Source organism: Janibacter sp. UYMM211 (assembly GCF_040547045.1).
Lineage (GTDB): Bacteria > Actinomycetota > Actinomycetes > Actinomycetales > Dermatophilaceae > Marihabitans > Marihabitans melonis.
Map to the genome: position 1 here is coordinate 598,204 of NZ_JBEPOY010000001.1, position 12,389 is coordinate 610,592.

Below are 12,389 nucleotides of genomic sequence, written 5' to 3' on the forward strand. Positions count from 1 at the left end.
CCGGTGGTGCGGATGCGAGGCCCCGGCCCGCGCGGTGCTAACCTGCACCGGCGCCCGCACCGTCGGGCGCACGCCTCCGTAGCTCAGGGGATAGAGCACTGGTTTCCGGTACCAGGGGCCGCAGGTTCGAATCCTGCCGGGGGCACCGATCGGCAGCCCGCTCCGCGGGCGCCGAGCGGAGCCCATGGCAGAAGCAACAGGCGCCTCGAACGCAGCGAGAGCGCCGACGGGGGCACCGAGCACCGACCGCGACGAGATCGCCGGGCCTGGGGCGCTGCTCCTCCACCTCTTCGCGTGACTAGAGCCCTGCCCCGTACGTACGGGGCAACGGCGGAGTCACCCGGCACGGACCCCGCCAGCACGTCCGACCCGCTGGCAGGTCGTCCCCTTCGCGGCGGTCCGACCCGCCCACCGACGACGCGGGCTACCACGCCGTAGTGGTCGTGATCACGACCAGTACGGCGTGGCAGCCGGGGGTCTAGCGGGGTTGGGTGGCAGCGAAGGGGGTCAGCCCTCCCCGCGCGTGGTCCCCGCCCCGGTCCCACCGGCGCGCGCCGCCTCGCGGGCGGCGACCCGGCGGTCGCTTCGCACGAGCCAGATCACCGAGACGACCAGGCCGCCCCAGATCGTGCCCATGGCCAGCAGCATCATGAGGATCGCGGTCGTCGTCATCGGGCACCCCCGGTCGTGTCGGCGTGGTCGTCGGCGAGCTGGTCGCTGCCCGGGTCGTCGAGCTCGATCCCCCGCTGCCACGGCAGCCGCGCGAGCAGGAGCGCGATGACGGGCAGCGCGATGACGAGGCCCCACCCGAAGGTCCACAGCAGCGAGCTCGGGTAGCCCTCGTAGGGCGTCTCGATGTTGTCGACGAGCTCGAGGACGAGCATGACGACGAGGACGAGGGGCACGAGGACGGCGACGAGCACCCGCCACCAGGCGCCGAGCCGGATCGAGCTGTGGACGTTCATGTGGTCGGCGAGCGGGCGCAGCCGGCGCCACACCCACCCGATGGCGAGCATCGACAGCGCGGCGACGAGCAGGATGCCGAAGCTGTTGATGAAGTTGTCGACCGTGTCGAGCACGTACAGCCCGCCGGTCGTGCCGAGCAGCACGCAGGAGACGACGGCCATCGGCAGGCCGATGATCATGGTCGCCGCGACACGGCCGGCGCCGGTCTTGTCACGGATCGCGCTGATGCCGACCTCGACGATCGAGATGAGCGAGGTGAGCCCGGCGACGACGAGCGAGCCGAAGAAGAGCACGCCGAGGAGCACGCCCGCGGGCGCCTCGTTGAGGATCGCCGGGAAGGCGACGAAGGCCAGCCCGATGCCCTGCGCGACGACCTCGTCGACCGGCTGGCCCGAGCTGCTCGCGAGGAAGCCGAGGACGGCGAAGACGCCGACACCGGCGAGCAGCTCGAAGCTCGAGTTCGAGAAGGCGACGACCGCCCCGGACCCGGTGAGATCGGTCTTGCGACCGACGTAGCTCGCGTACGTGATCATGATGCCGAAGCCCACCGACAGGCTGAAGAAGATCTGCCCGAAGGCGCTCACCCATACCCCGGGCTCGGCGAGCGCAGACCAGTCGGGGCTGAAGAGGGCGTTGAGCCCGACGCTCGCGCCCGGCAGCGTCAGCGCGACGACGACGAGGATCGCGAAGGCGATGACGAGCGCGGGGATGAAGATGATCGCGGTCCGCCCGATGCCGGCCTGCACGCCGAGGGCGAGCACGCCGAGCGTCACGACCCACACGACGACCATCGGGATGAGCACCCCCGGCACGACGTCGAGCGTCGGCCCGGGGGTCTCCGCGGCCCGGAGGAAGTCGCCGAAGAGGAAGGCCTCGGGGTCGCTCCCCCACGCCTTGTCGACCGAGAAGCCGGTGTAGCGGATCGCCCAGGCGATGATCGCGGGGTAGTAGATGCCGATGACGACGGTGATGAGCACCTGCCACCAGCCGAACCACTCGCCCCGCTTCGAGATCCGCCGGAAGGCCAGCGGCGCGGACCCGCGGTAGCGGTGCCCCATCGCGTAGTCGAGGAAGAGCATGGGGATCCCGGCGAGCAGCAGCGCGACGAGGTACGGCACCAGGAAGGCGCCGCCGCCCCCTTCGTAGGCCACGTACGGGAAGCGCCAGATGTTGCCCAGGCCGACCGCCGACCCGATGGCGGCGAAGATGAAGGCCTTGCGGGTGCCGAAGCCGCTCTTCTCGGACGCCCCGGCGAGCTCGCCGGAGGTGGTGCTGCTGGTGGTGCTCACGTCACTCCCTCGTCGGTGCACCGCGAGCAGACGACCTGGCTCGCGGCACCGCGCACGGTGCCACGGACGTCGGGGCACCCGCAGCGGGCGTCGCGGGCTGAGACCGCGCCGGGCGAAGGGGGGTCAGCGCTGGGTGGAGTCGGTGACCTCGCCGACGAGCTCCTCGATGACGTCCTCGAGGAAGACGACGCCGAGGGTGGCCCCCTCGTCGCCGATGACCCGGGCGACGTGGGCACCGGTCTGCTGCATCGTGCGCAGCACGTCCTCGACCTCGTCGGCGCGCTGCACGGTCGCCAGGCGACGGACCCGCTTGACCGGCACGGGCTGAGAGCGCTGGACGTCGTCGGCGTAGAGGACGTCCTTGAGGTGCAGGTAGCCGCTCAGCTCGCCGGAGCCGTCGACCGTCGGGTAGCGCGAGAAGCCGTGCCGGGCGACGAGCCGCTCGATGTCGTCGGGCGTCGCGTCGACGGGGACGGTGACGAGGTCGGCGACGGGGATGCCGACGTCGGCGGCGTCCTTGTCGGAGAACTCGAGCGCGGCGCCGACGAGGCCGTACTTGTCGGTCTCGACGAGGCCCTCGCGGTGCGACTCCTCGACGATCGTCTGCACCTCCTCGACGGTGAAGGCGGTGGCGAGCTCGTCCTTGGGCTCGATGCCCATCGCCCGCACGAGGGCCTTCGAGAGCCAGTCCATGCCGGCGATGATCGGGCGGGTGAGGCGCATGACGACGACGAGCGGCGGCACGAGCCAGCGGGCCGCCCGCTCGGGGCCGGAGATCGAGATGTTCTTCGGCACCATCTCGCCGACGACGACGTGGAGGTAGACGACGACGAGGATCGCCAGCACGAGCGAGGTCGCGTCGGTGAGCCCCTCGGGCACGCCGAGGCGGATCATCACGGGCTCGAGGGCGTGGTGCAGGGCCGCCTCGGAGATCGCACCGAGGAGGACCGAGCACACGGTGATGCCGAGCTGGCAGGTCGCGAGGATGACGCCGGTGTGCTGGAGCGCCTCGACGGCGAGCGCGGCCCGCTTGTCCCCCGCGTCGGCGAGCGGCTCGAGCTGGCTGCGCCGGGCGGACATCGCGGCGAACTCGGCGCCGACGAAGAAGGCGTTGAGCAGCAGCAGGACGACGGTGATGATCACGGTGATCACGCGCGCTCACCCCCTTCGGTCGTGGCCTGGTCGTCGGTCGAGGTCGGGGTGAAGCGCAGCCGGTCGACCCGGCGCGCCTCCATGTCGACGACGGTGACCTGCCACCCGTCGAGGGTGGCGACGTCGCCGACCGAGGGCACGCGGCCGAGCTCGTGCATGACCCAGCCGCCGACGGTCTCGTAGGCGGACCCCTCGGGCACCTCGGCGCCGAAGCGCTCGCGCACCTCGTCGGGGCGCCACAGGCCCGGCACGGTCCAGGACCCGTCGGGCAGCTGACGGCCGGTGGTCTGGCTGCGGTCGTGCTCGTCGCTCACCTCGCCGACGATCTCCTCGACGAGGTCCTCGAGGGTGACGACACCGGCGGTGCCGCCGTACTCGTCGACGACGACGCCGAACTGCAGTCCGGCGTCGCGCAGCTGGAGGAGCAGCGGGTCGAGGCGCAGGGTCTCGGGGACCATGACCGGCGCGACCATGAGGGCGGAGATCGGCACGGCCGCGCGCTTCTCGTGCGGCACGGCGATGGCCTTCTTCACGTGCACGACGCCGTCGACGTCGTCCCAGTCCTCGCCGGTGACGGGGAAGCGGGAGTGGCCGGTCGCGCGGGCGAGCGCGACGAGCTCCTCGGCGCTCGCGGTGCGGTCGATGGAGGTCGCGCGGTTGCGCGGGGTCATGACGTCCGCGGCGGTCTGCTCGCCGAAGCCGAGCGAGCGGGTGACGAGTCGGGCGGTGCCGGAGTCGAGCGTGCCGGCCTCGACGGAGGTTCGCACGAGCGAGGCGAGCTCGGCGGGGCTGCGGGCCGCGGAGAGCTCCTCCTGCGGCTCGATGCCCAGGCGGTGGAGCACCCAGTTCGCGGAGCCGTTGAGCACGAAGAGCATCGGGCGCAGGAGCGTGGCGATGACGCGCATCGGGGTGGCGACGACCTTCGCCGTGCCGAGCGGGGCCGAGACGGCGAGAGTCTTCGGCACCATCTCGCCGACGATCATCGAGAAGCCCGTCGCGAGGAGCAGCGCGATGACGCTCGCGGTGTTCGCCGCCCCGCGCGGGCCGAGCCCGGCGGCCTCGAGCAGCGGGGTGATGAGCGCGCCGATCGCAGGGTTGGCGACGAAGCCGAGGACGAGGGTCGTGATCGTGATGCCGACCTGGCACGCACCGAGGAGCGTGGAGAGGCGGCGAAGGGAGATGAGCACCGGCTGCGCCCGGGAGTCACCGGCGTCGACGGCCCGCTGGACCGTCGGGCGGTCGAGGGCGACGAGCGAGAACTCTGCGGCGACGAAGAGGGCCGTGCCGAGCGTGAGGAGCACACCGAGGAGCAGGAGTAACCAGGGCGTCATGATGTCGCGATCCTACGGTCCGCACCGCCGGTCGAGGTGCGGAAGCCGTCGCCGGCCGAGGTGCGAGAGCCTTCGCTGGCCGAGGTGCAAGGAGCGGTGTTGCTGGTCGAGGTGCAGGAGCCTTCGCTGGTCGAGGTGCGACGAAGGAGCCTCGAGACCACGCGCGGTTTCGAGGTGCAGGATCCTTTGCTGGTCGAGGTGCGAGGAGCGCAGCGACGAGCCTCGAGACCACCGCCGCGCGGTTTCGAGGCTCAGGCCTGGCGGCCTTCGCACCTCAACCACCAACGCCCCCTTTGCTGGTCGAGGTGCGAGGAGCGCAGCGACGAGCCTCGAGACCACCGCCGCGCGGTTTCGCACCTCAACCACCGGGGGGCCGGCCACCCCTTCGCCGTGATCTCTCGACGACGACGTCCCACTGGTCGGCGATCAGCGCCTCGCGCTTGGCTCGCGACCAGCCCTGGACCTGCTTCTCGAGGGCGTAGGCCTGCGGGATCGTCTCGGTCTCCTGCGACCACACGAGCTCGACGGGCATGCGGGAGCTCGTGTAGCGGCTGCCCAGACCGGTCGCGTGCTGCTGCAGACGCTTCTGCAGGTCGCGGGTGCTGCCGACGTAGTAGCTGCCGTCGGCGCAGCGGAGCATGTAGACGTGGGGCATGGCTGATCTCAGCAGAGGCCGGCCTCGCGGCCGGTGAGTCATCCACAAGGGCCGTGGTCTCGAGGCTCCTCCGTCGCACCTCGACCAGCAATGCTCCTCCCCGCACCTCGACCAGCGGGACGTTCGGTGGTTGAGGTGCGAAGGCCGCCAGGCCTGAGCCTCGAAACCCGGCTGTGTGGTTTCGAGGCTCCTTCGTCGCACCTCAACCACCAAGAACTCCTTCGTCGCACCTCGGCCAGCAAGAGCTCCTGCACCTCCACCGGCAACGGCTCATCCCTCGGGGGGAGGGGGGCTCAGACCTGGGGTGGATGTGCGGGGTGAGGAGGCACTGGTTCGATGGGTCTCGACCGAGAGACCGTAGTGACGACCCGGCGCGCGTGCGCCAGAGGGAGAGCAGGATGGCCGACCGCGGCACCGCGATCGAGGTGCGCAACTTGTCCAAGCGTTTCGGGGGCTTCACCGCCGTCGACGACGTGAGCTTCGACGTCAGACCAGGGAGGGTGACGGGCTTCCTCGGGCCGAACGGCGCGGGCAAGACGACGACCCTGCGGATGCTGCTCGGTCTCGTCGAGCCCTCGGCCGGGCAGGCGACGATCGGCGGCACGCGCTACCGCGACCTGCCGAGCCCGCTGACGACGGTCGGTGCAGCCCTCGAGGCGACCTCCTTCCACCCGGGGCGCAGCGGCCGCGACCACCTGCGGGTCATGGCCTCGACGGCCGGCATCCCCGACTCCCGGGTCGACGAGCTGCTCGAGCTCGTCGGCATCCCCGCCGCCGCCCGCAAGCGGGCCGGCGGCTACTCGATGGGCATGCGCCAGCGCCTCGGTCTCGCCGGCGCCCTCATCGGCGACCCCGAGGTGCTCCTCCTCGACGAGCCCAACAACGGTCTCGACCCCGAGGGCATCCGCTGGATGCGCGGCTTCCTGCGCCACCTCGCCAGCGAGGGCCGCACCGTCCTCGTGAGCAGCCACATGCTCGGCGAGGTCCAGCAGACGGCCGACGACGTCGTCATCATCGCCAACGGTCGCCTCGTGCGCTCCGGCACGCTCGAAGAGGTGCAGGGCGGGGCGAAGAGTTTCGTGCGCACCTCCGACGCCGACGCGCTCGCCGGCGCGCTGCGCATCGCCGACGTCACCGCGCAGCCCGCCGACGGCGGTCTCGTCGTCGAGACCGACGACCTGCGCCTCATCGGCGACGTCGCCCTGCGCGCCGGCCTGCCGGTGTGGGAGCTGACGAGCCGCAGCGGCGACCTCGAGTCGCTCTTCTTCGCGCTCACCGACGGCACGAGCCGCAACTACTCGACTCAGGACGCCCCGATGGAGCAGGACGCTCTCATCGGTCAGGAAGGGGCGAACGAATGATCAGCGTCATCCGCTCGGAGATCCTCAAGCTGCGCACGACGCGGATGTGGTGGGCGATGGCCCTCGGCATCTTCCTCGCCGGCGCCGTCTTCGCCGGCTTCTTCGCCGTCGTCTACACGATCGACGACCCGGGCACCGGCGCTCCGGTGATGACCGGCACCGACGCCCAGGTCGCCAACACCGTGTACACCGCGGGTCTCGGCGTCGGCTACCTGCTCCTGCTGACCATCGGCGTCATGCAGATCGGCTCGGAGTACCGGCACAAGACGATCACCGGCACCTTCCTGGCCACCCCGCGCCGGATGAAGGCCCTGCTCGGCAAGGTCCTCGCCCTCGTCGTCATCGGCATCGGCTACGGCCTCGTCAGCCTCCTCGGCTCGGTGAGCGTCGGCGCCGTCGTCCTCAGCATGCGCGGCATCGAGCCCTTCCCCGACGTCGAGATCCTGCGCTCGCTCGCGCTCAGCCTGCTCGCCCTCGCCCTGTGGGCGCTCATCGGGCTCGGCGTCGGCATCCTCATCCCCAACATGGTCGCCGCGCTGCTCGTCGGCATCGGCACCGCGTGGATCGTCGAGCCTCTCGTCGGCTTCGGGCTGTCCTTCAACGACTTCGCCAACGAGCACGTCGTGAAGTTCTTCCCGAGCCAGGCGACGAACGCGATGATCGACCCGGTGACGGTCTCCGGACCGGGTATGGCCGAGCCGCTCTCGTGGTGGGCCGGGGCCCTGACGCTCACCGCGTACGCGGTCGTCCTCGCCGGTCTCGGCGTGCTCCGCGCGTCGCGCCAGGACGTCACCTGAGCTGACCTGCTCCAAGCGCGAACGCCCCTCCGACCTGGAGGGGCGTTCGCGTTAGGCTTGCCGGGTGCGGCCCGTGGCTGCGGGCTGACCTGACGCGACCTGTGGAAAGAGGCGTACCCGCCGTGCCCGACCAGCCTGATGGCCCCACCAACCTCAGCGACTTCGGTCCGAACGAATGGCTCGTCGACGAGCTGTTCGAGCAGTACAAGCAGGACAAGAACCTCGTCGACAAGGCGTGGTGGTCCTACTTCGAGAGCTACCGACCGGGTGAGGCGAAGGGGGGCAACGGCCAGTCCCCCGCCGCCCCGGCGCAGGAGGCGAAGGCTCCGGTGACCCAGGAGGCCAAGGCACCCGCGAAGGCTCCGGCCAAGGCACCCGCCAAGGCCCCGGAGAAGAAGGCCGAGCCGGCCACCTCCGAGCCCAAGGCCTCCCCCGCCGCGAAGAGCCCGACGGCCAGCGCGAAGAGCCCGACGGCCAGCGCGAAGAACGCCGACGTCAAGGAGGCCGCGGCGCCCACGCCGCGCGACCCCGACAAGCCCACGGTCGAGGCCCCCTCGCAGCGCGAGGACGAGACGGTCCCCCTTCGCGGCGCCGCTGCCCGCGTCGTCTCCAACATGGAGGCCTCGCTCGAGGTGCCCGTCGCGACCTCGGTGCGCGCGGTCCCCGCGAAGCTGCTCATCGACAACCGCGTCGTCATCAACAACCACCTCGGACGTGCCCGCGGCGGCAAGGTCTCCTTCACGCACCTCATCGGGTACGCGATGGTCAAGGCGCTGACGAAGATGCCGTCGATGAACGTCGGCTACACGACCGACGAGAAGGGCAAGCCGGTCCTCGTCAACCCGGCGCACGTCAACCTCGGCATCGCCATCGACCTGCCCAAGCCGGACGGCTCGCGCTCGCTCGTCGTGCCCTCTGTCAAGGGCGCCGAGACGATGACCTTCAGCCAGTTCTGGGCGGCCTACGAGGTCGTCGTGAAGAAGGCCCGCGACAACAAGCTCACCGTCGAGGACTTCCAGGGCACGACGATCTCGCTGACCAACCCCGGCGGCATCGGCACTGTCCACTCCATCCCGCGGCTCATGAAGGGCCAGGGCGCCATCATCGGCGTCGGCGCGCTCGACTACCCCGCCGAGTGGCAGGGCGCGAGCGCCGAGACGATCGCGCGCAACGCCGTGAGCAAGCTGCTCACCCTCACCTCGACGTACGACCACCGGATCATCCAGGGCGCCGGCTCCGGCGAGTTCCTCGCGATCATCCACCAGCTGCTCCTCGGGCAGCACGGCTTCTACGACGAGATCTTCGAGAGCCTGCGCATCCCCTACGAGCCGGTGCGCTGGGTCCAGGACATCTCCGCCACGCACGACGACGACATCAACAAGGTCGCCCGCGTCCAGGAGCTCATCCACGCCTACCGCGTGCGCGGCCACCTCATGGCCGACATCGACCCGCTCGAGTACAAGCAGCGTCGCCACGCCGACCTCGACATCACGAGCCACGGCCTGACCCTGTGGGACCTCGAGCGCAACTTCGCCACCGGTGGCTTCGGCGGCGAGTCCTTCCTCAAGCTGCGCAAGATCCTCGGGATCCTGCGCGACAGCTACTGCCGCAGCACCGGCATCGAGTACATGCACATCCAGGACCCCGAGCAGCGCAAGTGGATCCAGGACCGCGTCGAGGTCGGCTACAAGCGCGCGACGAGCGACGAGCAGCTGCGCATCCTGCGCCGGCTCAACGCCGCCGAGGCCTTCGAGACCTTCCTGCAGACGAAGTTCGTCGGCCAGAAGCGCTTCTCGCTCGAGGGCGGCGAGTCCGTCATCGCGATGCTCGACCGCATCCTGTCCAACGCCGCGACCGAGGGCATCGACGAGGTCGGCATCGGCATGCCGCACCGCGGGCGCCTCAACGTCCTGGCGAACATCGCCGGCAAGAGCTACGGCCAGATCTTCCGGGAGTTCGAGGGTCAGCTCGACCCCCGCTCGGTCCAGGGCTCCGGCGACGTCAAGTACCACCTCGGCACCGAGGGCGAGTTCACCGGCGACGACGGCTCGAAGACCAAGGTCTACCTCGCCGCGAACCCCAGCCACCTCGAGGCGGTCAACCCGGTGCTCGAGGGCATCGTGCGCGCCAAGCAGGACCGGCTCAACCGCGGTGGCGAGGACTTCCCCGTCCTGCCGATCCTCATCCACGGCGACGCGGCCTTCGCCGGTCAGGGCGTCGTGGCCGAGACCCTGCAGCAGTCGCAGCTGCGCGGCTACCGCACGGGCGGCACGATCCACGTCGTCATCAACAACCAGGTCGGCTTCACCACCGCGCCGTCCTCGAGCCGCTCCTCGGTGTACTCCACCGACGTGGCCCGGATGATCCAGGCGCCGATCTTCCACGTCAACGGTGACGACCCGGAGGCGTGCGTGCGCGTCGCCGAGCTCGCCTTCGCCTTCCGCCAGGCGTTCCACAAGGACGTCGTCATCGACATGGTCTGCTACCGCCGCCGCGGTCACAACGAGGGCGACGACCCCTCGATGACGCAGCCGCTCATGTACAACCTCATCGAGTCCAAGCGCTCGGTGCGCAAGCTGTACACCGAGTCGCTCATCGGTCGCGGTGACATCACCTCCGACGAGGCCGCCGCCGCGCTCAAGGACTACCAGGCCCAGCTCGAGCGCGTCTTCGTCGAGACGAAGGAGGCCCTCAAGGCCGGCACCCCCGCCGCCCAGGAGCGCGACGAGGACTCCTCCTCCGAGGTCGACGACAACGCCGGTCTCGAGCGCCCGACCTCGCAGTCGAGCGACGCCCCGCGTCGCGCCGCTGCGGAGACGGCGATCTCCGAGACCGACCTGCACGCGATCGGCGACATCTTCGCCAACCCGCCGAGCGACTTCACCGTGCACCCGAAGCTCGCCCAGGCCATGGCCAAGCGTGCCGAGAGCGTGCACAAGGGCGGCATCGACTGGGCCACCGGCGAGCTCCTCGCCTTCGGCTCGCTGCTCCTCGACGGCACCCCCGTGCGCCTCACCGGTCAGGACAGCCGCCGCGGCACCTTCGTGCAGCGGCACGCGGTCCTCATCGACAAGGCCACCGCGGAGGAGTGGACGCCGCTGAACTACCTCGGCGCCGGCCAGGCCCGCTTCTGGGTCTACGACTCGCTGCTCTCCGAGTTCGCGGCGATGGGCTTCGAGTACGGCTACTCCGTCGAGCGGCCCGACGCCCTCGTCCTGTGGGAGGCGCAGTTCGGCGACTTCTGGAACGGCGCGGCGACGATCGTCGACGAGTTCATCTCCTCCTCGGAGCAGAAGTGGGGCCAGAACTCCTCCGTCGTCCTGCTGCTCCCCCACGGCTACGAGGGCCAGGGGCCGGACCACTCGTCCGCCCGCATCGAGCGCTTCCTCACGCTGTGCGCGCAGAACAACATGACGGTCGCCTACCCCTCGACGCCGGCGAGCTACTTCCACCTGCTGCGTCGTCAGGCGTACAGCCGGCCGCGTCGTCCGCTCATCGTCTTCACCCCGAAGTCGATGCTGCGGCTCAAGGCCGCGGCCAGCGTGCCGGAGGACTTCACGCAGGGCAGCTACCAGCCGGTGCTCCCCGACCGTGACGGCCCCACCGGCGAGAAGGTCGACCGCGTCATCATCGCCAGCGGCAAGGTCATCTACGACCTCGAGGCCGAGCGCAAGAAGCGCGGCGACGACGCGACGGCGATCCTGCGTCTCGAGCGCTTCTACCCGCTCGCCGGCGCCGAGCTCGCCGAGGCGCTCGCGCAGTACCCGAACGCCGAGGTCGTCATCGTGCAGGAGGAGCCGCAGAACATGGGCGGCTGGCCCTTCCTCGCGCTCAACCTGCCGCAGGCCCTGGCCGAGCACGGCGAGCAGCGCCCGCTGCGCGTCGTCGCCCGTCCCGCGAGCGCCTCGCCCGCGGCCGGCACGGCCAAGAAGCACGCGGCGGAGCAGGCGGCGCTCATGCAGGCCGCCTTCGACCGCTGATCGGGGCCGCGTGTACTTCACCGACCGCGGGATCGAGGAGCTGACCGCACGCCGGGGTGACGAGTCCGTCACCCTGGAGTGGGTCAGCGACCAGCTGCGCACCTTCGTCGACCTCCACCCGGAGTTCGAGACGCCGGTGGAGCGGCTGGCCTCGTGGCTGGCGCGGCTCGACGACGACGAGCTGGACGACGAGTAGGTTGGCGACATCATGAGCACCGACCCGCAGTTCACCCCCAGCGCCGCCGTCGCGAGCGCGCCCGGAGACGACGGAGAGCGGCGCGTGAGCGTCGTCTTCATCGGCGACTCCTTCGTCGCCGGCGTCGGTGACCCGAAGGCCCAGGGCTGGGTGGGTCGCGTCATGGGCCGCACGGTCCTCGACGGGGCCCACCTCGCCCACTACAACCTCGGTGTCGGCGGGCAGACCTCGGGCGACGTCTCGCAGCGCTGGCTCACCGAGGCGCCCCTGCGGTGGGAGGGCGCGAGCGACCGTCGTCTCGTCGTGTCCTTCGGTCGCGCCGACGCCGAGACCGGGGTCTCTCTCGCGCGTCACCGGCTCAACCTCGCGAACATCCTCGACGAGTGCGCGAGCCGGGGCGTCGCCCCCTTCGTCGTCGGTCCGGCACCCGCCGCCGACGCGGAGGTCGACGCCCAGCTGACGCAGATCACCGAGGCGCAGCGCGACGTGTGCGAGCGCCGCGGCGTCCCCTTCGTCGACGTCTTCGCGCCGCTCGCCGGCCACGAGCAGTGGGACTCCGACATGGCGAGCAGCCTCGACGGCGTCCACCCCGGCCAGGCCGGCTACGGACTCATCGCCTGGCTCGTCCTGCACCATGGCTGGAGCGACTGGATCGCCTGACC

At 70.9% G+C, this 12,389-nt stretch carries 10 protein-coding genes and 1 tRNA gene; 6 read left to right on the forward strand and 5 right to left on the reverse strand.

Going from position 1 to position 12,389, the window contains the following annotated elements; translation table 11 throughout:
* Positions 1–72 precede the first annotated feature (72 nt).
* Positions 73–145: transfer RNA gene (locus ABIB53_RS02725), tRNA-Arg, on the forward strand.
* A gap of 362 nt (positions 146–507) precedes the next feature.
* On the opposite strand, the gene ABIB53_RS02730 is transcribed toward ABIB53_RS02725, so the two are convergent.
* The 5 genes from ABIB53_RS02730 to ABIB53_RS02750 form a co-directional block, all read right to left on the reverse strand.
* A complete protein-coding gene (locus ABIB53_RS02730) occupies positions 508–672 on the reverse strand; it encodes a methionine/alanine import family NSS transporter small subunit (protein ID WP_123092062.1) in 165 nt (54 codons plus the stop codon).
* Positions 669–2,255, reverse strand: a complete 1,587-nt coding sequence (locus tag ABIB53_RS02735; protein ID WP_354587018.1) for a sodium-dependent transporter — start codon at positions 2,253–2,255, stop codon at positions 669–671. Before ABIB53_RS02735 ends, ABIB53_RS02730 begins: the two co-directional genes overlap by 4 nt.
* A gap of 123 nt (positions 2,256–2,378) precedes the next feature.
* Positions 2,379–3,407, reverse strand: a complete 1,029-nt coding sequence (locus tag ABIB53_RS02740) for a hemolysin family protein (RefSeq protein WP_123092064.1) — start codon at positions 3,405–3,407, stop codon at positions 2,379–2,381.
* A complete protein-coding gene (locus tag ABIB53_RS02745; protein WP_123092065.1) occupies positions 3,404–4,738 on the reverse strand; it encodes a hemolysin family protein in 1,335 nt (444 codons plus the stop codon). The genes ABIB53_RS02740 and ABIB53_RS02745 overlap by 4 nt, the downstream gene beginning before the upstream one ends.
* Before the next feature lie 358 nt (positions 4,739–5,096).
* Entirely contained in the window at positions 5,097–5,393 is a 297-nt protein-coding gene (locus ABIB53_RS02750; RefSeq protein WP_354587020.1) for a GIY-YIG nuclease family protein, read from the reverse strand.
* A gap of 398 nt (positions 5,394–5,791) precedes the next feature.
* On the opposite strand from ABIB53_RS02750, the gene ABIB53_RS02755 reads away from it, so the two are divergent.
* The 5 genes from ABIB53_RS02755 to ABIB53_RS02775 all read left to right on the forward strand — a co-directional run bounded on the left by ABIB53_RS02755 (position 5,792) and on the right by ABIB53_RS02775 (position 12,387).
* Positions 5,792–6,754 (forward strand): ABC transporter ATP-binding protein, encoded by a 963-nt coding sequence (locus ABIB53_RS02755; RefSeq protein ID WP_191564870.1) that lies wholly within the window; start codon positions 5,792–5,794, stop codon positions 6,752–6,754.
* The gene (locus ABIB53_RS02760) at positions 6,751–7,551 is read left to right on the forward strand and encodes an ABC transporter permease (RefSeq protein WP_354587021.1); all 801 of its coding nucleotides are present in this window, start codon (positions 6,751–6,753) and stop codon (positions 7,549–7,551) included. Before ABIB53_RS02755 ends, ABIB53_RS02760 begins: the two co-directional genes overlap by 4 nt.
* A gap of 122 nt (positions 7,552–7,673) precedes the next feature.
* Entirely contained in the window at positions 7,674–11,531 is a 3,858-nt protein-coding gene (locus ABIB53_RS02765) for a multifunctional oxoglutarate decarboxylase/oxoglutarate dehydrogenase thiamine pyrophosphate-binding subunit/dihydrolipoyllysine-residue succinyltransferase subunit (RefSeq protein WP_354587022.1), read from the forward strand.
* A gap of 10 nt (positions 11,532–11,541) precedes the next feature.
* Positions 11,542–11,727 (forward strand): DUF6104 family protein, encoded by a 186-nt coding sequence (locus ABIB53_RS02770; RefSeq protein ID WP_068277920.1) that lies wholly within the window; start codon positions 11,542–11,544, stop codon positions 11,725–11,727.
* A gap of 12 nt (positions 11,728–11,739) precedes the next feature.
* Positions 11,740–12,387 (forward strand): GDSL-type esterase/lipase family protein, encoded by a 648-nt coding sequence (locus ABIB53_RS02775; protein ID WP_123092069.1) that lies wholly within the window; start codon positions 11,740–11,742, stop codon positions 12,385–12,387.
* Positions 12,388–12,389 lie beyond the last annotated feature (2 nt).

Bases quoted from the DNA above. Each gene is read 5' to 3' on its own strand.
- ABIB53_RS02730 (WP_123092062.1), bottom strand. From the start codon at position 672: ATGACGACGACCGCGATCCTCATGATGCTGCTGGCCATGGGCACGATC.
- ABIB53_RS02745 (WP_123092065.1), bottom strand. From the start codon at position 4,738: ATGACGCCCTGGTTACTCCTGCTCCTCGGTGTGCTCCTCACGCTCGGC.
- ABIB53_RS02750 (WP_354587020.1), bottom strand. From the start codon at position 5,393: ATGCCCCACGTCTACATGCTCCGCTGCGCCGACGGCAGCTACTACGTC.
- ABIB53_RS02755 (WP_191564870.1), top strand. From the start codon at position 5,792: ATGGCCGACCGCGGCACCGCGATCGAGGTGCGCAACTTGTCCAAGCGT.
- ABIB53_RS02760 (WP_354587021.1), top strand. From the start codon at position 6,751: ATGATCAGCGTCATCCGCTCGGAGATCCTCAAGCTGCGCACGACGCGG.
- ABIB53_RS02775 (WP_123092069.1), top strand. From the start codon at position 11,740: ATGAGCACCGACCCGCAGTTCACCCCCAGCGCCGCCGTCGCGAGCGCG.